At 55.8% G+C, this 20,198-nt stretch carries 21 protein-coding genes; 9 read left to right on the top strand and 12 right to left on the bottom strand.

Annotated elements, in window-relative coordinates:
- Window positions 1-11: 11 nt before the first annotated feature.
- On the bottom strand, window positions 12-1,262 hold the full coding sequence (yjeH, locus tag ACOTZB_RS11105) for an L-methionine/branched-chain amino acid transporter (RefSeq protein ID WP_421627138.1): 1,251 nt from the start codon (window positions 1,260-1,262) through the stop codon (window positions 12-14).
- A 179-nt stretch (window positions 1,263-1,441) separates the two neighbouring features.
- On the opposite strand from yjeH, the gene ACOTZB_RS11100 reads away from it, so the two are divergent.
- The 3 genes from ACOTZB_RS11100 (at window position 1,442) to ACOTZB_RS11090 (ending at window position 3,898) form a co-directional block, all read left to right on the top strand.
- The gene (locus ACOTZB_RS11100; RefSeq protein ID WP_003855929.1) at window positions 1,442-1,735 is read left to right on the top strand and encodes a co-chaperone GroES; all 294 of its coding nucleotides are present in this window, start codon (window positions 1,442-1,444) and stop codon (window positions 1,733-1,735) included.
- Window positions 1,736-1,766: 31 nt separating this feature from the next.
- Window positions 1,767-3,410 carry a chaperonin GroEL gene (groL, locus tag ACOTZB_RS11095; RefSeq protein WP_014882201.1) on the top strand — a complete coding sequence of 548 codons (1,644 nt, stop codon included), beginning with the start codon at window positions 1,767-1,769 and terminating at the stop codon, window positions 3,408-3,410.
- 134 nt (window positions 3,411-3,544) lie between these two features.
- Complete coding sequence (locus tag ACOTZB_RS11090; RefSeq protein WP_421627137.1) at window positions 3,545-3,898, top strand: DUF4156 domain-containing protein; 354 nt, start codon at window positions 3,545-3,547, stop codon at window positions 3,896-3,898.
- Window positions 3,899-3,945: 47 nt separating this feature from the next.
- Here ACOTZB_RS11090 and epmB read toward each other — a convergent pair whose 3' ends face one another.
- On the bottom strand, window positions 3,946-4,974 hold the full coding sequence (epmB, locus tag ACOTZB_RS11085; RefSeq protein ID WP_421627136.1) for an EF-P beta-lysylation protein EpmB: 1,029 nt from the start codon (window positions 4,972-4,974) through the stop codon (window positions 3,946-3,948).
- A 40-nt stretch (window positions 4,975-5,014) separates the two neighbouring features.
- On the opposite strand from epmB, the gene efp reads away from it, so the two are divergent.
- From efp to ecnB, 3 genes are all read left to right on the top strand, one after another.
- Complete coding sequence (efp, locus tag ACOTZB_RS11080) at window positions 5,015-5,581, top strand: elongation factor P (protein WP_010427766.1); 567 nt, start codon at window positions 5,015-5,017, stop codon at window positions 5,579-5,581.
- Window positions 5,582-5,639: 58 nt separating this feature from the next.
- Window positions 5,640-5,771: an entericidin A/B family lipoprotein gene (locus ACOTZB_RS11075; RefSeq protein WP_024907352.1), complete on the top strand. Its 132-nt coding sequence runs from the start codon at window positions 5,640-5,642 to the stop codon at window positions 5,769-5,771.
- A gap of 108 nt (window positions 5,772-5,879) precedes the next feature.
- Window positions 5,880-6,026, top strand: a complete 147-nt coding sequence (ecnB, locus tag ACOTZB_RS11070) for a lipoprotein toxin entericidin B (protein ID WP_003025482.1) — start codon at window positions 5,880-5,882, stop codon at window positions 6,024-6,026.
- Window positions 6,027-6,062: 36 nt separating this feature from the next.
- On the opposite strand, the gene ACOTZB_RS11065 is transcribed toward ecnB, so the two are convergent.
- Window positions 6,063-6,662, bottom strand: a complete 600-nt coding sequence (locus ACOTZB_RS11065) for a helix-turn-helix transcriptional regulator (RefSeq protein WP_421627135.1) — start codon at window positions 6,660-6,662, stop codon at window positions 6,063-6,065.
- Window positions 6,663-6,923: 261 nt separating this feature from the next.
- Here ACOTZB_RS11065 and sugE point away from each other — a divergent pair, with 261 nt between their 5' ends.
- Window positions 6,924-7,241: a quaternary ammonium compound efflux SMR transporter SugE gene (gene sugE, locus ACOTZB_RS11060; protein ID WP_006178944.1), complete on the top strand. Its 318-nt coding sequence runs from the start codon at window positions 6,924-6,926 to the stop codon at window positions 7,239-7,241.
- Here the strand turns inward: sugE and ACOTZB_RS11055 are convergent.
- Both ACOTZB_RS11055 and blaACT read right to left on the bottom strand, forming a co-directional pair.
- Entirely contained in the window at window positions 7,238-7,768 is a 531-nt protein-coding gene (locus tag ACOTZB_RS11055; RefSeq protein WP_193805200.1) for a lipocalin family protein, read from the bottom strand. The genes sugE and ACOTZB_RS11055 overlap by 4 nt on opposite strands.
- A gap of 105 nt (window positions 7,769-7,873) precedes the next feature.
- Window positions 7,874-9,019, bottom strand: a complete 1,146-nt coding sequence (gene blaACT, locus ACOTZB_RS11050) for an ACT family cephalosporin-hydrolyzing class C beta-lactamase (RefSeq protein ID WP_421627204.1) — start codon at window positions 9,017-9,019, stop codon at window positions 7,874-7,876.
- Between the two features lie 132 nt (window positions 9,020-9,151).
- Between blaACT and ampR the strand changes: the two genes are divergently transcribed.
- On the top strand, window positions 9,152-10,027 hold the full coding sequence (ampR, locus tag ACOTZB_RS11045) for a LysR family transcriptional regulator AmpR (protein WP_421627134.1): 876 nt from the start codon (window positions 9,152-9,154) through the stop codon (window positions 10,025-10,027).
- Window positions 10,028-10,056: 29 nt separating this feature from the next.
- Here the strand turns inward: ampR and frdD are convergent, their stop codons facing one another.
- From frdD to frdA, 4 genes are read right to left on the bottom strand one after another with little or no spacing between them, the layout of a single operon-like run.
- Window positions 10,057-10,416 (bottom strand): fumarate reductase subunit FrdD, encoded by a 360-nt coding sequence (gene frdD / locus ACOTZB_RS11040; RefSeq protein WP_032662398.1) that lies wholly within the window; start codon window positions 10,414-10,416, stop codon window positions 10,057-10,059.
- 10 nt (window positions 10,417-10,426) lie between these two features.
- Window positions 10,427-10,822, bottom strand: a complete 396-nt coding sequence (gene frdC / locus ACOTZB_RS11035; protein ID WP_032662400.1) for a fumarate reductase subunit FrdC — start codon at window positions 10,820-10,822, stop codon at window positions 10,427-10,429.
- 10 nt (window positions 10,823-10,832) lie between these two features.
- A complete protein-coding gene (locus ACOTZB_RS11030) occupies window positions 10,833-11,567 on the bottom strand; it encodes a succinate dehydrogenase/fumarate reductase iron-sulfur subunit (protein ID WP_023310124.1) in 735 nt (244 codons plus the stop codon).
- Window positions 11,560-13,350: a fumarate reductase (quinol) flavoprotein subunit gene (gene frdA / locus ACOTZB_RS11025; RefSeq protein ID WP_421627133.1), complete on the bottom strand. Its 1,791-nt coding sequence runs from the start codon at window positions 13,348-13,350 to the stop codon at window positions 11,560-11,562. The genes ACOTZB_RS11030 and frdA overlap by 8 nt, the downstream gene beginning before the upstream one ends.
- 310 nt (window positions 13,351-13,660) lie before the next feature.
- Between frdA and epmA the strand changes: the two genes are divergently transcribed.
- Window positions 13,661-14,638 (top strand): elongation factor P--(R)-beta-lysine ligase, encoded by a 978-nt coding sequence (epmA, locus tag ACOTZB_RS11020; protein WP_421627132.1) that lies wholly within the window; start codon window positions 13,661-13,663, stop codon window positions 14,636-14,638.
- Between the two features lie 44 nt (window positions 14,639-14,682).
- Here the strand turns inward: epmA and mscM are convergent, their stop codons facing one another.
- From mscM to rsgA, 3 genes are all read right to left on the bottom strand, one after another.
- Window positions 14,683-18,006, bottom strand: coding sequence for a miniconductance mechanosensitive channel MscM (gene mscM, locus ACOTZB_RS11015; RefSeq protein ID WP_421627131.1), 3,324 nt, complete (start codon window positions 18,004-18,006; stop codon window positions 14,683-14,685).
- Between the two features lie 19 nt (window positions 18,007-18,025).
- Window positions 18,026-18,994 (bottom strand): archaetidylserine decarboxylase, encoded by a 969-nt coding sequence (gene asd / locus ACOTZB_RS11010; RefSeq protein ID WP_421627130.1) that lies wholly within the window; start codon window positions 18,992-18,994, stop codon window positions 18,026-18,028.
- A gap of 97 nt (window positions 18,995-19,091) precedes the next feature.
- Window positions 19,092-20,144: a small ribosomal subunit biogenesis GTPase RsgA gene (rsgA, locus tag ACOTZB_RS11005; RefSeq protein ID WP_023334242.1), complete on the bottom strand. Its 1,053-nt coding sequence runs from the start codon at window positions 20,142-20,144 to the stop codon at window positions 19,092-19,094.
- Window positions 20,145-20,198 lie beyond the last annotated feature (54 nt).

The following is a 20,198-nucleotide window of genomic DNA, read 5'->3' as shown; positions in this document are numbered from 1 at the left end:
TGGCGCTTCGCTTACCGGGCTTCCGGTACCGCACCGCGCTTCGGCAAAAACACCCACAGCCCTGCCAGCATGACAATCGCGTACACACTTTTCCATCCCACCATCGCCAGCAACAGCAGGCAAAGCACGCCCCCGACGACCGCCAGAGCTTTATAGCGACCTTTCAGCAAACGACATCCCGCCAGCATGCACAGCAGGTAGATCATGATGAAAATGCCGTTGGCGTAGACGATCAGCGCGTCCAGATTGATCTTCAGTGCGTAAATACAGAGCGTGCTCACCACGCAGCAGCCCAGTACGGCATTCAGGGCATTCAGCGGAAGCTGGCGTTTAGACAGGCGCGCGAGGCGATTCTCAGGTTTGTCGAGCGCCTGCGACCACACCAGCCGGGCAAAGCTCTGGATATAAATATTGAGGCTGGCAAAACAGGCCAGATAGCCGATGACACAGGCGATCCATAGCGCCTTCACGCCGAACAGTTCCACCACGATACCCGGCAGCGATGCCGCGGCGGCGAGAGCCGCTCCGAACGCGTGGAAATGTAAGACCAGCACGGTACACGCCCAATAGACCGTACCTGCCAGCAGCAGGCCTATCATCAGCGCGCGGGGGAAATCACGTTCAGGCTGCTTAAATTCAGAGGCCAGATGGGCAAAGGCTTCCAGACCCACAAAACACCAGAACATGACGGAGAGCGCGGCGAAAAGCTGGGAATGGTCGACGTCGGTCAGCGCCGGGAAGGGAATTTCCTTGATTGTGATATCGCCCGCCCACCAGATTGCGACAACGAGCGCGACAATCAGCACCGCAACAAGCGTCTGCAGGTTGGCGCTGGAGCTGGCGCCGCGAGAGCCCACCCACCAGACAATCGCCAGCGTACCCAGCTCGGCCAGCAATAACTGTTCGTTATGCCAGCCAAACAGCGCCTGACCAAAGCCGGTCGCAATATGCAACGCCGCAGGAAGGCCAACCGGAATGACGGAGAGAAACAGCCAGCCGGTAACACGCTGCAGCCGCGGGCCAAAGGCCAGGCCGACAAAGTGCGCCACGCCGCCAGCGCTGGGGAAATGTCGTCCCAGGATGGCAAACACAATGGCTATCGGGAAAACCAATACAATCAGCGCCGGCCACGCCCACAGGCTGTTATTTCCAGCCACCAGCGCCGCCAGTGCGGGTACGGCAAACACGCCCGTACCTAACAAGGAGGTTGAGAGCAGTCCGACGCCCTGCGCCAGCCCCAGCTCCTGCTTGAGTCCACTCATTCACATCGCCCTGCCACCACCAAAAGAGAGGCGATGGTAACACTTTCGCAAATTTTTTTTTCGACTCCCCCTTGAAGGGGGAAAAAGCTATCCCCATCTCTCAGGGCACTAGTCGGAAAACCGCATGCGGGCCGGCGTCATCCATAACTGATAATGACTTTCTCAAAGGAGAGCTATCAATGAGTATTCGTCCGTTACATGATCGTGTGATCGTCAAACGTAAAGAAGTTGAAACCAAGTCTGCTGGCGGCATCGTTCTGACCGGTTCTGCAGCAGCCAAATCAACGCGTGGCGAAATCATCGCTGTCGGTAAGGGCCGCATCCTGGAAAACGGAACTGTGCAGCCACTGGACGTTAAAGTTGGTGACATCGTAATTTTCAACGATGGCTACGGCGTGAAATCCGAGAAGATCGACAATGAAGAAGTGTTGATCATGTCCGAGAGCGACATTCTGGCAATTGTTGAAGCGTAATTTACGCACGAGAATTTGAGGAAATAAGAACATGGCAGCTAAAGACGTAAAATTCGGTAACGACGCTCGTGTAAAAATGCTCCGCGGCGTAAACGTACTGGCAGATGCAGTTAAAGTGACTCTGGGCCCGAAAGGCCGCAACGTAGTGCTGGATAAATCCTTCGGCGCGCCAACCATCACCAAAGATGGTGTTTCTGTAGCACGTGAAATTGAGCTGGAAGACAAGTTCGAAAACATGGGCGCGCAGATGGTGAAAGAAGTTGCCTCTAAAGCGAATGACGCCGCAGGCGACGGTACCACCACCGCGACCGTACTGGCGCAGGCAATCATCACCGAAGGTCTGAAAGCCGTTGCTGCGGGCATGAACCCAATGGATCTGAAACGTGGTATCGACAAAGCTGTCGCCTCCGCTGTTGAAGAGCTGAAAGCGCTGTCCGTACCGTGCTCTGACTCTAAAGCCATTGCTCAGGTTGGTACTATCTCCGCTAACTCCGACGAAACCGTAGGTAAACTGATCGCTGAAGCGATGGACAAAGTCGGTAAAGAAGGCGTGATCACCGTTGAAGACGGTACCGGTCTGGAAGACGAACTGGACGTGGTTGAAGGTATGCAGTTCGACCGCGGTTACCTGTCCCCATACTTCATCAACAAGCCAGAGACTGGCGCTGTTGAGCTGGAAAGCCCGTTCATCCTGCTGGCTGACAAGAAAATCTCCAACATCCGCGAAATGCTGCCAGTGCTGGAAGCCGTTGCGAAAGCAGGCAAGCCGCTGGTGATCATCGCTGAAGACGTTGAAGGCGAAGCGCTGGCGACCCTGGTGGTTAACACCATGCGCGGCATCGTGAAAGTGGCTGCGGTTAAAGCACCTGGCTTCGGCGATCGCCGTAAAGCGATGCTGCAGGATATCGCTACCCTGACCGGCGGTACCGTGATCTCTGAAGAGATCGGTATGGAGCTGGAAAAAGCGACCCTGGAAGACCTGGGCCAGGCGAAACGCGTTGTGATCAACAAAGACACCACCACCATTATCGACGGTGTGGGTGAAGAAGCTGCTATTCAGGGCCGCGTGGGTCAGATCCGTAAGCAGATCGAAGAAGCGACTTCCGATTACGACCGTGAAAAACTGCAGGAGCGCGTAGCGAAACTGGCAGGCGGCGTTGCGGTTATCAAAGTCGGTGCAGCGACCGAAGTTGAAATGAAAGAGAAAAAAGCACGCGTTGACGATGCCCTGCACGCGACCCGTGCTGCGGTAGAAGAAGGCGTGGTTGCTGGTGGTGGTGTTGCGCTGGTGCGTGTTGCCGCTAAACTGGCAGGCCTGACCGCACAGAACGAAGATCAGAACGTGGGTATCAAAGTTGCGCTGCGCGCAATGGAAGCTCCTCTGCGTCAGATCGTTTCTAACGCCGGTGAAGAGCCATCTGTGGTTGCGAACAACGTGAAAGCGGGCGAAGGTAACTACGGTTACAACGCGGCAACTGAAGAATACGGCAACATGATCGACTTCGGTATCCTGGATCCAACGAAAGTAACCCGTTCTGCTCTGCAGTACGCGGCATCTGTCGCTGGCCTGATGATCACCACCGAGTGTATGGTCACCGATATGCCTAAAGGCGATGCACCAGATTTAGGTGCTGCTGGCATGGGCGGCATGGGCGGTATGGGCGGCATGATGTAATCGTGCGCTCTACGTCGTAGAATGTGAAAAACCCCCGGGCAGAAATGCTCGGGGGTTTTTCTTTTGGTCATCTTTTAGGTATAAGATTTACACACGGACAACTACTGTCCAGCTTATTGAAAACGAGGAATAACATGCGCGTAAAAGTCTGTGCAGGGATTTTAGGGGCAGCATTGCTGCTGGCGGGTTGTAGCTCCAGCAATGAGCTGTCGGCAGCGGGCCAGGGCGTTCGCTTTGTGGAAGATAAGCCTGGCAGTGAATGCCAGCTGTTAGGCACGGCAACCGGTGAGCAAAGTAACTGGATGTCAGGTCAGCATGGCGAAGAAGGTGGCTCGATGCGCGGTGCGGCGAATGCCCTGCGTAACCAGGCTGCGGCAATGGGCGGAAACGTGATTTACGGCGTGAGCAGCCCAACGCAGAGTATGCTGTCCAGCTTCGTGCCGACCGCCAGCCAGATGAACGGCCAGGTCTACAAGTGCCCGAACTGATTGCCTTTTTCCCTCTCCCTGTGGGAGAGGGTTAGGGTGAGCGGAAACTAGCGCTGCCGCAGCTGCAAATCCAGCGGCGTCTTGCTCGGCTCTCCGCCAATCTCGCGTGCCAGCTTCGGCACCATATAGCCTGAAACCAGCGTTAACAGTTCGCGCATAATCTGCCGGGCTTCTTCATCCGTCACCATGAAATGGGCCGCGCCCTGAACGCGATCCAGCACGTGCAGATAATAGGGCATCACGCCCGCATCAAACAGGGCATTGCTCAGGTCAGCCAGCACGCGGGCGCTGTCATTCACGCCGCGCAGCAGCACGCTCTGGTTCAGCAGCGTCACGCCCGCTTTACGCAGACGCGCCATCGCCGCGCGAAAATCATCGTCAATTTCATTCGCGTGGTTAATATGGTTCACCAGCAGCACCTGCAATCTTGACTGCTCCAGGCGTGACACCAGTCCGTCAGTGACACGTGCCGGAATGACAATCGGTAAACGGCTGTGAATACGCAGGCGCTTAACGTGCGGGATGGCTTCAAGCTGAGTCAGCAGCCAGTCGAGCTCATGATCTTTTGCCATCAGCGGGTCACCGCCGGAAAAAATAATCTCATCCAGCTCCGGATGGGCGGCGATATAGTCCAGCGCGACCTGCCAGTTGCGTTTATTGCCCTGGTTTTCGGCATACGGGAAGTGCCGACGGAAGCAATAACGACAATTTACCGCGCAGCCGCCTTTTACCAGCAGCAGGGCGCGGTTGAGATACTTGTGCAGTAAACCCGGCACCACGCTGTTCTGCTCTTCCAGCGGATCGGTGCTGTATCCCGGCGCGGTGACAAACTCATCCTGCAAAGTAAGCGTTTGTTTTAAAAGTGGATCGTTGGGGTTGCCTTTCTCCATCCGCGCCACAAACGCACGGGGAACGCGCAGGGCGAAAAGGCGCTTTGCCTCGCGGCCTGCAAGCAACTCTGAGTGCTTATCGAGGTCTAAAAGACGCAGCAATTCATCAGGACTGGTGATTACATCGGCAAGTTGCGATAACCAATCTTCTCTGGACGGGGTGTTTAGGGTTACAATATGCGCCATTTTGTGGCTTAGCTACCAGTTAACAAATTTAGAGGGCCTTATGGCAACGTACTATAGCAACGATTTTCGTGCTGGTCTTAAAATCATGATGGACGGCGAACCGTACGCGGTTGAAGCCAGCGAATTCGTTAAACCAGGTAAAGGCCAGGCATTCGCACGCGTTAAGCTGCGCCGTCTGCTGACCGGTACCCGTGTTGAGAAAACCTTCAAGTCTACTGACTCCGCTGAAGGCGCTGATGTTGTTGATATGAACCTGACCTATCTGTACAACGACGGTGAGTTCTATCATTTCATGAACAACTCCACTTTCGAACAGCTGTCTGCTGATGAGAAAGCGGTAGGTGATAGCGCTAAATGGCTGCTGGATCAGGCTGAGTGCATCGTGACCCTGTGGAACGGCCAGCCTATCGCTGTGACCCCACCAAACTTCGTTGAACTGGAAATCGTTGAAACCGATCCAGGTCTGAAAGGTGATACTGCAGGTACCGGCGGTAAACCAGCCAAACTGTCTACCGGCGCAGTGGTTAAAGTTCCACTGTTCGTACAGACTGGCGAAGTGATCAAAGTGGATACCCGCTCCGGCGAATACGTATCCCGCGTGAAGTAATTTACGTCATGATTGAAGGCGCAGCGCCCGCTGCGCCTGATTTTTGCAGGCAGGGATGATGAAACGTACCGTTAAAATTCTGCTTCTGTTAGCGCTTTCCAGTGCATTGCTTTCCGGCTGTAACACCACCCGTGGGATGGGACAAGATATCCAGGATCTCGGTCATATCATTTCTCACGCCGCCAGCTAAGTTCGTCTAATTTTCCTAAAAATGCTTCCTTTTCCGTCAACCGGCGGGATCTTGTCTATCCTTAAGTTGCTATACACAAAACAACTTTGGCTATAAAAGGAAGATATTATGGTTAAGAAAACAATTGCAGCGATCTTTTCAGTCCTGGTACTTTCTTCAGTGTTAACTGCCTGTAATACCACGCGTGGCGTCGGTCAGGATATTTCTGAAGGTGGTAGCGCAATCTCTGGTGCGGCAACCAAAGCTCAGCAGTAATTAACATACGGTACGAGACCAGCGGGTTTCGTACCGTCAGCTTTCTGATTCCTGCAGGGATAAGAACGGAGAAAAACGCGTATCCATATGCAATTTCATGCGGATATTGCGTTTATAGGTATACACCGTTTTTCCGTTGATACTCAGGTGAGCGGCAATTTTTTGATTGCTCGCCCCGTCCATCCACAATGTCAGCACTTTCTCTTCCTGTCGGGTCAGCAAGGGGGCGGCTGCCGTTGGCCTTTCAGCGCTGGCGCGCGAGTTTAATGCGTCGTTGATAGTCGTTGCCACTTTTTCGAGACTGACGTTTTTCAACAGCGACGACCACACCGGGAACTGTCCGAGCCAGTCGGTCATGCCGCGGTCCTCTCCCGATTGCAGCAAAATAAACGGTAATCGTTCACTGGCGCTCAGCAACGACGAGAGCTGCTGAAAATGATGAATATCCTGCCTGAAGCCGTACAGGTCGGCGATAACCAGCGTGGGTTTCCATTGCAGAATGTGCTCCCTGGCAAGGAACAGATTATTTAGACCCGTCACAACGTAGTGTCCCGGGAACAAACCGGAATGATTGAGCCATGCTTCAAACCCGGTGCGGGTGAAGTGACAACGGTCAATCAAAAGAATTTTGAACATATTTTATTCGCAGTCGGCTAGTGGTTTGGCTTCCTGCCATCAGAAAGCACATCATCATAGAGAAGTCGGATGAGTGCTAAATGCCGGAACTACGCGCCATACTGCGGCTATTTCTTGCCTTAACGTGTTCAGCAAAAAATGATTGAAAAAAAATAGCACGCTAACCACAATATGGGGCGTAATCTCTGCCTTACGGGACGACCCGTAAGCATTCCTTCCACCGGGGACGGCCCCAACTTGAATTAAGTTAAGGAGCCTGAAATGTCCTGGATCATTCTTTTTATTGCTGGCCTGCTCGAAGTGGTATGGGCAATTGGTCTCAAGTACACCCACGGATTTACCCGCCTGACGCCCAGCGTCATAACCGTCACCGCGATGATCGTGAGTATTGTTCTGTTATCCTGGGCAATGCGCTCGCTGCCTGTGGGAACAGCTTATGCCGTCTGGACGGGTATTGGTGCGGTGGGGGCCGCCATCACCGGCATTCTGCTGCTGGGAGAGTCAGCGAGTCTGGCGCGTATCGCCAGCCTCGCCTTGATTGTGGCCGGTATCATTGGGCTTAAGCTCAGCACCCATTAATGGGGTTGTTTTACCCAGATAAGTTTTGAAACATCAAACCCTTGCCGGGTCGCGACGTCCAGCATCTGCTGTTTCATTTCTGACGAAATAGTTGGCGTGCGGGAAAGTATCCACAGATAGTCGCGATCCGGCCCGCAGACCAGCGCGTGACGGTACTCTCTGTCGAGCGCGATCACGTTATAGCCGCCATAAAACGGGCCGAAGAAAGAGACTTTGAGCGCGGCCCGTCGCGGGTCGCCCGTGAAGTACGCTTTCCCAATCAACTGCTGCCACATCTCCCGATCGGGATTATAGCCCCGATTGATAACCTGAATACCGCCATCATCCATTGGGCTGTAATTCGCAGTGACCTTCTCCAGGCCCTGCTCAAACCGATGGTCGAGGCGCGCAATTTCATACCATGTTCCAAGGAAGCGTTGTGCATCAAAAGGCGTGACGACGGTAACGCCAGGAGGTGGGGTAGGGGAACTACAGGCAACCACTAAAAACGCGGCTGTCACCGCGGCGATAACAGGCAGAATGCGCATAGGAGTTTCCTTACTGTTTTTTGTTAAGTGTAGATGACGGCAAGGAAAATGTGGTTTTTGTGCGGTGTGTTTCGCCGGGTAAGCGTAGCGCCACCCGGCTATGTTTTACTGCAGCGCGTCGAGGATACGGTATGCCGCCTCAATGCGGGCAGGGTTCGGATAGCTTTTATTCGCCAGCATCACAATGCCGAGCTGCTTTTCAGGAATAAATGCTACGTAGCTGCCAAACCCGCCGGTTGAACCTGTTTTATGGACCCAGGACGCGTTGACCGGGGGCACCGGTGGATTCACTTCTCTCGCAGGCAGCGGTGCCAGCGCCACCTTATTGTCGCTACCTTCAACCACGGTTCTGGCATCGACCGGCCAGTTAAGCATTTCCCAGCCTAACCCCTGATACATGGCACCCACGCGCCAGTAGCGAGACTGCGCCAGGGCAATGCCTTGCCTGAGTGACGTATCCTGAAGCGAGTCCGGCTTCATGTTGACCATCACCCAGCTTGCCATATCCTTCACGTTGGTTTTTACGCCATAGGCTTCAGCGTCCAGCATGCCTGGCGAAACGTGTACCGCTTTACCGTCGCGGTATCCCCAGGCGTAATGCGCCTCTTCCGCTTTCGGAACGTTAATCCAGGTATGGTCCAGCTTGAGCGGCTTAAAGACCCGCGTCGTTATGGCCTGCTCATAGCTCATGCCGGAAGGCTTAACCGCCAGCGCGCCAAAAAGACCGATGCTGGCGTTGGCGTAAAGACGTGTGGTGCCCGGCTTCCACTGCGGCTGCCAGTTTTGATAAAAGCGCAGCAGAGAGGCGTTATCCGTGACCTCATCCGGCACCTGCAACGGCAAACCTCCTGCGGTATAGGTTGCCAGATCCAGCATGCGGATCCCCTGCCACTGCTTGCCTGTCAGCTCAGGCCAGTATTTTGTCACCGGATCGCCCAGCGATATTTCACCGCGAGCAATGGCATCGCCACCGAGTACGCCGGTGAAGGTTTTACTTATAGAACCCAGTTCGAACAAGGTTTGTGGAGTGACAGGTTTGTTCGCCGCAACATCGGCTTTACCAAAGGTAAAGTAGTGCGGCTGACCCTCATAAATCACCGCCACCGCCATACCCGGAATGGCCTGCGCTTTCATCAGCGGCGTAACGGTCCGTTCCACCACCTCAGCCAGCTGTTTTTCTGACATCGGGGTAGCCAATACCGAGCAGGAGGTGCTGAGCAGCAGGGCGCAGCAAAGGGATTTAGTCATCATCATTTATCTTCCGTAATAGCAGTTCAAGGGAGTGTCCGGGCCCGTCAGACCGCTGTAGTCTGTTGGATTTGACTATGGCTGACAAACGGTTAAATTTAGCATTAGCTGTTAATTTTTCTAACGGACGAGCCTATGACGCGCAGCTATCTCCCTCTTAATTCCCTGCGGGCGTTTGAAGCAGCCGCCAGGCACCTCAGTTTTACTCATGCCGCTATCGAGCTGAACGTCACCCATTCCGCGATTAGCCAGCACGTAAAGGCGCTGGAGCAGCACCTTAACTGCCAGCTGTTCGTTCGCGTTTCGCGAGGGCTGATGTTGACTACCGAAGGCGAGAATTTGCTGCCGGTGCTGAATGACTCGTTCGATCGTATCGCCGGAATGCTGGATCGATTTGCCAGCCAGCGCGCTCAGGAGAAGCTCAAAATAGGCGTGGTAGGGACTTTTGCCACGGGTGTTTTATTCTCGCTGCTCGCGGATTTTCGCCGCTGCTATCCGCATATTGATCTTCAGCTTTCCACCCATAATAATCGCGTCGATCCGGCGGCTGAAGGGCTTGATTACACTATTCGCTACGGTGGCGGCGCGTGGCATGGAACCGATGCTGAATTTCTTTGCCCTGCGCCGCTGTCTCCGCTCTGTACGCCCGACATTGCCTCAGTTCTCAAAAGCCCGGCAGATATCCTGAAGTTTACCCTGCTGCGCTCCTACCGGCGTGACGAGTGGGCTGCGTGGATGCAGGCAGCGGGCGAACACTCTCCCTCGCCGACGCACCGGGTTATGGTATTTGATTCGTCCGTGACCATGCTGGAAGCCGCGCAGGCAGGCGTAGGGATTGCCATTGCGCCTGTCGACATGTTTACCCATTTACTCAGCAGCGAGCGCATCGTGCAGCCCTTTGCAACGCAGATTGACCTCGGCAGCTACTGGCTGACAAGACTACAGTCACGGACAGAAACGCCCGCAATGCGCGAGTTTGCCCAGTGGCTGGTGGGGAAAATGCAGAAATAAAAGGCCCGCCGGATGGCGGGCCTGAAGCGTCAGAGGGTGACCACGGCAATCAGCGTCACCACGGTCAGGATAGTCGCCAGACCGTAGAACACCCATTTCCCGCTCGGTACATGGATTTTCAGGTCATGCATCGCATGGTGAATACGGTGCAGGCCACACCACAGCGGCAGGACGATCATCAGGAAGATGAACACGCGGCCGATAAAGCTGCTCGCGAACGCCAGCACGCGCTCGTAGCTCAGCGCATCGCCCGGGAACAGCCCCAGCGGCAGCATAATGCCTACCAGCAGGATAATGACGGGGGCGATGATGGCACTCCACATGCCGCCTGCGCCAAACAGGCCCCAGAAGACCGGCTCGTCAGAACGTTTTGGATTTGGATTAATCACAGTAGTCTCCTTACCAGAACAGTGCGACAAACAGAATGACCACAGTGACCAGAATCGTCACTGCCCAGAGCCCTTTAATCACCGGCTCTGGCCCCATTTTCTCGTCTTTTATAATGATGTTCGCCGCTTTTGGCGCCAGCTCAAACCAGGTTTTGGTATGAAGCAGCGCGGCCGCGAGCACGATCAGGTTCAGAACAACAATGATCGGGTTTTGCAGGAAACCGACAAAGCTGGCCCAGGCTTCCGGGCCATGCTTGAGGGCAAAAACGCCGTACATCAGCTCAAGGCTGAACCAGACCGCCGGTACCGCCGTGCCTTCACGCAGCATGTAGAAGCGATAAAACGGCAGGTTTTTCCACCAGGTGGACGGCACAGGCCGCACATAGGCTTTGCGTTTAGTCGTCATCATGCACTCCTTAGCGTGGTTTCAGGGTAGCGATAAGAAAGTCTTTCGAGCTTTCTACTTTACCCTGCTGAATTGCGGCGGCCGGGTCGACGTGCTTCGGACAAACTTCGGAGCAATAACCCACAAAGGTACAGCTCCAGACGCCGTTCTGGCTGTTAAGCTGCGCCATACGTTCTTTTTTACCGTGGTCGCGGCTGTCCTCGTTATAGCGGTGCGCCAGGGTAATGGCGGCCGGTCCGATGAACTCCTTGTTCAGGCCAAACTGTGGACAGGCGGCGTAGCACAGGCCGCAGTTGATGCAGCCGGAGAACTGATGGTATTTCGCCATTTGAGCCGGCGTCTGGGTATTTGGCCCCTGATCCGGCGTGCGCGGATTACCAATGATGTACGGCTTAATCGCTTCCAGGCTTTCGATAAAGTGGGTCATATCGACCACCAGATCGCGTTCAATCGGGAAGTTGCCCAGCGCTTCGACCTTAATGCCTTTGGTGTACTCTCGCAGGAAGGTCTTACAGGCCAGCTTCGGTACCTTGTTGACCATCATGCCGCAGGAGCCGCAGATTGCCATGCGGCAGGACCAGCGGTAGCTCAGGTCTGGCGCCAGGTTGTCTTTGATATAGCCGAGCGCATCCAGCAGGGAGGTTTGCTCGTCATAAGGCACTTCATAGAAAGCGCTGTGCGGTGCGGCGTCCACTTCCGGATTGTAGCGCACCACTTCAACCTTCATTTTTTGCATCTCAGCCATTCGCCTTCTCCTTCTTCTCGGCGGCTTCTGCTTCTGCACCGTACACGCGTTTAGCTGGCGGCAGCGTGGTGATTTTCACGTCGCTGTAGTCCAGACGTGTGGTGCCATCTGCATCGCGCCAGGCGAGAGTGTGTTTCAGGAAATTGACGTCGTCACGTTCGGTACAGCCTTCATCAAGACGCTGGTGGGCCCCACGCGACTCTTTACGCGCCAGCGCAGAGTGCGCCATACATTCCGCGACGTTCAGACCGTGGCCCAGCTCGATGGTGTAGAGCAGGTCGGTATTGAATACGCTGGAGGTATCGGTGATGCGCACGCGCTTGAAGCGCTCCTGCAGTTCCGCCAGTTTGTCGACGGTTTTTTGCATCAGCTCTGGCGTACGGTAAATACCGCAGCCTTCTTCCATCGACAGGCCCATCTCGTCGCGGATTTTAGACCAGTTCTCGTTACCCTCCTGGTTCACCAGGTCTTTCAGGCGTTTTTCAACGTCTGCGACCTGCGCATCCAGCGCGGCACCGTTGGCTTCGCCTGCGGTAGCCGCCCGCTCCATCGCGCGCTCGCCCGCCATGCGGCCAAAGACGACCAGCTCTGCCAGCGAGTTCGACCCCAGACGGTTAGCGCCGTGCAGACCGACAGAGGAACACTCGCCGACAGCGAATAGGCCTTTAATACGGGTCTCGCACTGCTGGTCGGTTTCGATCCCGCCCATGGTGTAGTGCGCGGTTGGACGCACCGGAATCGGCTCTTTTACCGGGTCGACGCCGACGTAAGCTTTCGCCAGCTCGCAGATGAACGGCAGACGTTCCAGCAGTTTCTTCTCGCCCAGGTGACGCAGGTCGAGATAGACCACATCGCCGCGCGGCGTGGAGATGGTGTTGCCTTTGCGCCACTCGTGCCAGAAGGCCTGAGAGACTTTGTCGCGCGGGCCGAGCTCCATGTATTTGTTCTTCGGCTCGCCGAGCGGGGTTTCAGGGCCCATGCCGTAATCCTGCAGATAGCGGTAGCCGTTTTTATTGACCAGAATACCGCCTTCACCGCGGCAGCCTTCCGTCATCAGAATGCCGGAGCCCGGCAGACCGGTTGGGTGATACTGCACGAACTCCATATCGCGCAGCGGTACGCCGTGGCCGAGCGCCATGCCCATGCCGTCACCGGTGACGATACCGCCGTTGGTGTTATAACGATAAACGCGACCCGCACCGCCCGTCGCCATAACTACCGCGTTGGCGCGGATCTGGACGAGCGTGCCTTCCATCATGTTCATCGCCACCAGGCCACGCGCGTGTCCGTCATCAACCAGAATGTCGAGGACGAAATGTTCATCGAAGCGCTGAATTTGTGGGAACTGGAGGGAGGTCTGGAACAGGGTGTGCAGCATATGGAAGCCGGTTTTATCGGCGGCGAACCAGGTGCGTTCAATCTTCATTCCGCCAAAGCGGCGAACGTTGACGCTGCCGTCCGGACGGCGGCTCCACGGACATCCCCACTGTTCAAGCTGGGTCATTTCCGTTGGACAATGATGCACAAAGTAGTCAACGACATCCTGTTCGCAAAGCCAGTCGCCCCCTGCAACCGTGTCGTGGAAATGGTATTCAAAGCTGTCATGATCCTGCGCAACGGCGGCGGACCCTCCTTCTGCTGCCACTGTGTGACTACGCATTGGATAGACTTTTGAAATCAATGCGATTTTAGCGTTGGGATTAGCTTGTGCTGCAGCAATCGCAGCACGTAATCCAGCCCCGCCAGCGCCTATTACGGCAAGATCGGCCTGAAAAGTTTGCACGACATTCCTCCAGATTTTTGTTATTTCGCAACGCGACAAACTAAAGGTAGTTCACCCGTCCAAAAGGACGATTGCGAAAGCGTTTCCACTGCTCCTTTATGGGTAAAACAGTATAACCGTGTAGATGTCAGGGAAATTTGACGTGTTCGATTTTTTTGCTGTTCTGTACGGCGATTTATCATGAAGATTGATGAAATACGTCACGAAAAAGTTCACCTAAATGAAATGCGCTTTTTTACTGCGCAAAATTTGTCTCTGCCCCTGCTAACGAGTAGACTTCGTGCCCTTGTCTGAAATCGGAGAACAACTCATGAGCGAAACGGCCACCTGGCAGCCGAGCGCATCCATCCCTAATCTGTTAAAACGCGCTGCAATTATGGCGGAGATCCGCCGTTTCTTTGCCGACCGCGGAGTCCTGGAGGTGGAAACGCCGTGCATGAGTCAGGCAACGGTAACGGATATTCATCTGGTGCCGTTTGAAACCCGTTTTGTTGGCCCCGGCCATTCTCAGGGCATGAATTTGTATCTGATGACCAGCCCGGAATACCACATGAAACGCCTGCTGGCGGCGGGATGTGGTCCGGTTTATCAGCTGTGCCGCAGCTTCCGTAATGAAGAGATGGGTCGTCACCACAACCCGGAATTCACCATGCTGGAGTGGTACCGCCCGCATTATGATATGTACCGCCTGATGAATGAGGTGGACGATCTGCTCCAGCAGGTGCTGGACTGCTCAGAAGCCGAAACGCTCTCCTATCAGCAGGCTTTCCAGCGCTATCTGGAAATCGATCCTCTGTCGGCTGACAAAACCCAGCTGCGCGAAGTGGCGGCAAAACTGGATTTGAGCAACGTGGCGGATACCGAAGAGGATCGCGACACGCTGCTGCAGCTGCTGTTTACCTTCGGTGTTGAACCGCAGATTGGCAAAGATCGTCCGACGTTTGTCTATCACTTCCCGGCAAGCCAGGCCTCACTGGCGCAGATCAGTACCGAAGATCATCGTGTCGCAGAGCGTTTTGAGGTCTATTACAAAGGCATCGAACTGGCGAACGGCTTCCACGAACTGACGGATGCCCGCGAGCAGCAGCAGCGCTTCGAGCAGGATAACCGCAAGCGCGCCGCGCGCGGTCTGCCGCAGCAGCCTATTGATGTTAATTTGCTTGAAGCATTAAAAGCAGGTCTGCCGGATTGCTCCGGCGTGGCGCTGGGTGTTGATCGTCTGGTGATGCTGGCCCTGGGCGCAGAGCAGCTTGGCGATGTGATTGCGTTTACCGTAGATCGCGCCTGACGGCAGTTTACCCTCTCCCGTGGGAGAGGGTTGCCCCGCTTATCTTACAAACTTCCCGCCGGACGCGTCCGCGCCGCTGACGTCAGCGTTCTTCCCGTTTTACGCCCGTCCAGGCTTTCCAGACGCATCTGGAACGGTGGGAACGGCATATCAATACCGTGTTCGCGGAAGCCCGCCAGAATCAGCTGGTGGATCTCATGGCGCAGCGGCATACGGTGTCCCATTTCGGCGGCGTAGATACGCAGCTCGAAAATCTGGATCCCCTGCTGTAAATCCACAAGGAATACTTCCGGCGCCGGGTTGTCGATTACCAGCGAGCAGCGCTCAGCGGCAGTGTAGAGGATCTGGGTGACCTCTTCGCTGTTGGCGTCCGACGGCGCCGGTACCGTCAGCACCACGCGGGTAACGGAGTCTGACAGCGACCAGTTGATGAACTGCTCGGTAATAAACGCCTTGTTTGGCACGATGATCTCTTTCCGATCCCAGTCGCTGATCGTCGTCGCACGGGTGTTGATCTTCGTGATGCTGCCGGTCAGATCGCGGATCGTTACGGTATCGCCAATACGGATCGGTTTTTCGAACAGAATGATCAGGCCAGAGATGAAGTTGGCGAAGATCTCCTGTAAGCCAAAACCTAACCCTACACCAAGGGCCGCCACCAGCCACTGCAGCTTCGACCACTCAATACCGATCATCGAGAAGCCAACCAGCCCGCCAAACAGCATGATCAAATATTTGGTAATGGTCGTAATCGCATAGCCTGTACCCGGCGTTAAATCCAGATGCTGCAGCAGCGCAAGCTCCAGCAGCGCCGGGAAGTTGCGCACCAGCTGCGTGGTGATGATCAGCACCAGAATGGCAATCAGCACCGCCCCTAAGGTAATCGGCTCCAGACTTTCAACGCCCTGCACCGTGGAGGTCACGTCCCACAGAGAGATGTTCTCCAGGAAGCCAAATGCGGAGTGGATCTCTGACCACAGGAAGATCACCGACAGCAGGGCTATGAGCATCAGGATGGAGCGAACCAGGCGCAGGGACTGGGTGCTGATGGCATCCAGATCCAGTTCGACTTCGTCCGCTTCCGTTGTGCCTTCCGTACTGTTGACGTGGTTTGGCTCTTCCTCACCCCGCGCACGCTGGGCGAGGATCTCCGCCCGACGATGCTTGGCTCGGTCAAAGGCCAGACGGCGGCGCTGGATCAGCATCCAGCGGCGGATCACGTGGTACACCACCAGAAGCAGGAACCAGATTGCCACCGAGGTTTCCAGTCGCGCCAGCAGCGCCTTCGAGGTCGCCAGATAACCCACCGCGGCCGCCAGCATCGCAACCAACGGTGCGCTCAGCAGCAGGTTCCAGAGCAGCCGGTTGAACATGTTGTCGCCGCTGCCGGATTTATCAAGATAGAGCGGAATACCCGCGCGTTTCAGGCTGAGCGTAACGATGGCCAGCGCCCCGCATATCAGCATAAAGCAGAGGCGGCCCAGCGAGCCTGAGAATTCCCGGTCGTTGAGATTATCGAACATGATCAGCGCCATAATCAGCGGCACGATCAGCCCGATGCTCATCAGATAGTAACGCATGGCGCGCGCAACGCGATTACGCGGCCAGCCAAAGTGGGCGATAAACAGGCCATTGGGGCGCGCGAAGGTGGCGCAAATCATGACCACCCACAGCAGCGGCACCGTGGCGGTGACGCCATCGCCAATTGCGACCGCGAGCGGATAGGGCCAGGCTTCCCGCAGACCATACCCCAGCGTCATCCACAGCACCGGCAGCGGGGAGGCGACAAGAATCGACCAGAATACGGTGCGCAACGTTAGCCAGAAGTGATCCTGGGTGACTTTCCCGACCCGGGAGCTGGAACGCTCCAGGAAGCGGGTGAAATGCCTGCGCGAGTAAATGCTGAAGCCCACCAGAATCAACGCCCCGAGCAGCGGGAAAATGGTCTCTTTGCTGGTAAACATCATCACGCTGGCCTGTCCCAGCTGGCTGACGGTGTCCAGCGAAATCAGGCGACGCAGATCCTGAACAATCTCAATCGGCCACGAGAAGGTCATCGGACGCACGTCAGACGTCCAGAAGAGATAACGGTGCGTCGCCTCGTTCACCTCTTTCAGCGCATCTTCCAGCTGGCTATTGGAGACTTTTAGCTTGGTCAGCTCCAGAATCAGCGTATCCCCGCCCTGGAGCAGGGAGTTCAGCAGTTCACGCTGGGTACGCAGCTGGGCTTCCAGAATGCGGTTTTGCTCGCTGGTCAGGGGCTGGCCGTCAGCCTGACGGATCTGGCGGACTTGCGGCTGCTTATTGAGAAGATCTTCAAAGTGCAGTCGCTGAACGCGCAGCTGGGCCATTTCTGTATCCAGCTGCTGCGGCTTCGGCATTTCCGGCAGGCGTGCGACCTGGGCGCGTAACGCTTCGCCCAGCAGGTTTGATGACCCGAGCCACTGGGACTGCTCGCGCAGGGTGTTTAACGCCTGACGCACCTGAAGGGTTTGATTGGTCGCCTGACGCTGCTGGGATGCAACCAGATCCATGCGCTGCGCCTGCTGATTCAGCGCGGCAGAAAGCTCGCGGTTGACCCTGAATTGTTCGTTGATACCGGCAGGCAGGTTTTCGCTGTTTTCAGCCAGCAGTTCGGTGCTTTCAAGGGCACGCTCGGCTTCGCGCTGACGCTGGCTGTTAAGCTGATTGCGCAGGGCCTGGAGATACGCATCCAGCTGCTCGCTCTGCTTCTGCGCGAGTTCAGAGCGCATCCGCGACAGTTCCTGGCGGTTATTCGCGGAAAGCTGCGCCAGCTCAAGCTCATCAACAAGGGCCTTCAGGCGAGCAGATTCTGCCTGCAGGCCCAGATTTTGGGCCTGAGCCTGCGGGGTGTTGCCGCTTTGCGTTCCCACGCGACGCTCAACTTCATTAAGCTGGCGGCGGGCGTCGGTTTGCTGTTGTGGAAGCTGGCTGAGGGAGTCGGCAATTTCACGCGCGCGCTCCTGCTCCTGCTGGGCAAGGCGGCTCTTTTCCAGAAGCTGGCTGCTGACCTGCAGGATCTCCTGGTTTAGAGCGTCCGAGGTCATGCCTGCGGGCACGTCGCGCGGTTCGTCACGCAAATTGTTGAGCTGCGCGCGCAGCGTCTGCGAGAGTTTGGGGAAGTTGTCGATAACCTGCTGATACTGCTGAGCGCGCTCAAGAGAGCCTTTCCGCTCCTCAAGCGCGTTCAGGGCAGCCTGGAGCGACTCGACGGTCCCTGGCTGAGCGGGTTTGGCCGCTTTTGCCTGCTCCAGTTCCTGGGTTATCTGTTTGGCGTCGGGGGCTGTCGCTGCGTACGCCCCCATGCTGAGGCACCAGGCCATCAGTAGAACGATAATCGGGCGCACGTCAGCGATCCTTCTGTTATTAGCCTTCGTCTTTTTTGTCGTCAACCAGCGGGCTGGCGTCGTGCTCGGCGTTGATCTCTTCCTGCGGTAGCGACGCTGGTTCTGCATCCGGCGTAACGAAGGTTTCGGTAGAGACCGCCAGCGGCTGGCCCAGTTTGGTGACCGACAGGCTTTCGAGCTGTTCAGCCAGCTTCACTTTGCCCGGCGCAAACAGGTTGATTACGGTAGAGCCCAGCTTGAAGCGACCCATCTCCTGACCTTTCAGCAGGGCCACCGAGCCTTCCGCTTCACCGGCAGGCCAGGTCCAGCGTTTGATCACGCCTTCGCGCGGTGGGGTGATGGTGCCGGCCCAGACGGTTTCGATGCTGCCTACGATGGTCGCACCCACCAGAATCTGTGCCATAGGGCCAAATTCAGTATCGAACAGACAGATGACGCGCTCGTTACGGGCAAACAGGTTCGGCACGTTCTGTGCGGTCAGGTGGTTTACGGAGAACAGGTCGCCCGGGACGTAAATCATTTCACGCAGGATACCGTTACACGGCATATGCACGCGGTGATAGTCGCGCGGTGAAAGATAGGTGGTGGCAAACGTACCGTTACGGAACAGATCCGCCATCAGGTAGTTACCCGCCAGCAGCGCTTCCAGACTGTAGTTATGGCCCTTCGCCTGCAGGATTTTGTCGTCTTCGATGTTACCCAACTGGCTGATCACGCCGTCTGCCGGCATCACCAGGACGTTAGGATCGGTGTTCAGCGGGCGCACTTCGTCACGCAATGGGCGTACGAAGAACTCGTTGAAGGTGCGGTAGCTGGCGGTATCCGGCTTTTGCGCCTCTTTCATATCGACCTTGTAATATTTTACGAAAAGGTCGATGACCAGTTTGGTCAGCCAGCCCGCGCGTTTGCTTGCGCCCCAGCCCGCCAGGCGAGTGAGCCACAGTTTTGGCAGAATGTATTGAAGCGAAAGTTTAAATGCGTTTAACAAGTTAGCCTCCAGGCCATTGTTTTGTCGTTCCTGATCCGGCGTTAAGCCGCCGGAACCTGAAAAAAGGGGACGATTTTAGCGATGCTTAGCTTAGTTGTCAGTTATCAGAATCAGAAAAGTTTTTACGCGTTTTTACGTCTTCCATGCTCTCAAGAATGCGGTGGTAATTCTCGAAGCGGGTTTCCGCGATCTCCCCTTTCTCAACCGCTTCACGGATAGCACAGCCAGGGTCGTTATCGTGCTTACAGTCGCGGTATTTACAGGCGCCTAAATAATCATGGAATTCGACAAATCCGTTAAAGATTTGTTCCGGCTCAAGGTGCCACAAACCGAACTCACGCACCCCCGGGGAGTCGATCACGTCGCCGCCGTGCGGGAAATGATACAGACGCGAGGCGGTAGTGGTGTGCTGGCCCAGACCCGAGACGTTGGACACATCGTTGGTCAGGATCTCTTGCTGGAGGCCAAGCAGGTTGTTCAGCAGGCTCGATTTACCTACGCCGGATTGGCCCGCAAAGATGCTGATGCGGTCGGTCAGCGCCTCTTCCAGCGGTTTAAGGCCATCTTTGGTGTGGCTGGAGACCATCAGCACGCGGTAACCAATCTTGCGGTAGATATCCATCTGCTCATTCACGAAGGCCATACCGTCGTCATCCAGCAGATCGATTTTGTTCAACACGATAATCGGTTCAACCTGCAGCGTTTCGCAGGCGACGAGGTATCGGTCGATAATGTTGAGAGAAAGCTCGGGTAAAATCGCCGAAACGATGACGATCTGGTTAATATTGGCGGCAATAGGTTTGACCCCGTCGTAGAAATCAGGACGGGTTAACACGGACGTGCGCTCATGGACCGCTTCAACGATACCTTTTACCGTAACGCCTTCTGCCGCCTCTTTACCCGGTCTCCAGACGACGCGATCGCCGGTTACCAGTGAACGGATAGTGCGACGGATATTGCAACGGTGAATATCACCGTCGGCGGATTCGACATCGGCATGCATACCGAAACGGCTGATGACTACGCCTTCTGTCGCTTCACCAAACAGGTTGTCGTCATAATCCGGCTTCTCCGAAGTGGTTTTAAGACGGCGCTGGTGGTTGGCGTTTACGCGGCGCTGCTGCCCTTTGGAGAGTTTATTTTTACTCAATCGCGCTGGCTCCTGGTCGCCCGTAAGGGGCAAAACCTCTATGATACACTCTAA

The sequence above is a fragment of the Enterobacter cloacae complex sp. SHL020 genome (assembly GCF_049236945.1).
GTDB lineage: Bacteria > Pseudomonadota > Gammaproteobacteria > Enterobacterales > Enterobacteriaceae > Enterobacter > Enterobacter dykesii.
The sequence above is the reverse complement of the archived record's forward strand: the minus strand, read 5'-3'. Positions and strand labels throughout refer to the sequence as shown.